Annotated in this window: 1 protein-coding gene; it reads left to right on the forward strand. The window is 66.5% G+C overall.

The window, feature by feature from the left end; all coding sequences use genetic code 11:
* On the forward strand, positions 1-1,244 hold a 1,244-nt coding region (locus ACH438_RS46245; protein WP_397017722.1), incomplete at both ends, for an FAD-dependent oxidoreductase.

Genomic DNA, 1,244 nt, shown 5'->3' on the forward strand with positions numbered 1-1,244 from the left:
TCGAGGTCGCGGTCTACGAACGCTACGGGTCGCGCCGCGACGGCCTCTACGGCTACCGCGTCGGCATCGACCCCACCGGCAACCGCGCCCTCAAACAATGCCTGCCCGCCGAGCTGTTCGACACCTTCGTCGCCACCTGCGCCAACACGCCCCGGCATTTCAATGTGCTGACCCAGTCCAAACACGCCACCGCCAGCATCCCGCTGCGCGACGACAGCGACGACGTCAACAGCGAACGCTCGGTCTCCCGCTCCACCCTGCGCCAAGTCCTGTTCACCGGCATGGACGACATCGTCCGCTTCGGCAAAGAATTCACCCACTACCAGCAACACGAGAACGGCACCGTCACAGCGTTCTTCAGCGACGGCACCAGCGACACCGGCGACGTCCTCATCGCCGCCGACGGCACCCGCTCGGCCGTACGCCAGCAATTGCTGCCCCACGCGCGGATCGAGGACTCCGGCATCACCGCCATCGCCACCAAAACCGCCCTCACCCCCGAAACGCGTGCCCTGCTCACCGACGAAATGCTGCGCGGCATCAACCTGATCTTCGCCACCAAAGGCCTGATCGGCATGCTCCACGTCATGGAGTTCAAATGGGACGCGCAAGGCAACCCCAAGAACCCCGCCGACGCCACCCTGCTCGACACCTGGTCCGGCCTGCAGTTCGACAACACCCGCGACTACATCAACCTCTCGGTGTGGAGCTCCCACAACCACTTCCCCGCCGACATCACCGACCAACGCGGCCGGCAACTCCTCGACTCCATCCTCGAGGTGACCCGCAACTGGCACCCCGACCTGCGCCGGATCTTCGAACTCTCCGACCCCGAAGCCGCCTTCCCCCTGCGCATCTCGACCTCCGTGCCCGTCGAACCCTGGAAAACCACCACCATCACCCTGCTCGGCGACGCCATCCACACCATGACCCCCGGCCAGGGCGTGGGCGCCAACACCGCCCTGCGCGACGCCGCCCTGCTCGCCCGCGAACTCATCGCCGCCGCCAACGGCGAAAAGTCCCTCCTCACCGCCCTCGCCGACTACGAAACCGACATGCTCCCCTACGGCTTCGCCCGCGTCGCCGACTCCCTCGACAACAACGGCACCAACGGCAAAGACCCCCTCTACAACCCCGTCACCGGCCGCCTGGCCCTCTTCGCCGCCCGCACCTACTTCAGCCTCACCAGCAAAATCCCCGCCCTCCGCCGCAAATTCGTCCAAGACCTCTACACCTACCGCGGC

The organism is Nocardia sp. NPDC020380 (assembly GCF_044386975.1).
Taxonomy (GTDB): Bacteria; Actinomycetota; Actinomycetes; order Mycobacteriales; family Mycobacteriaceae; genus Nocardia.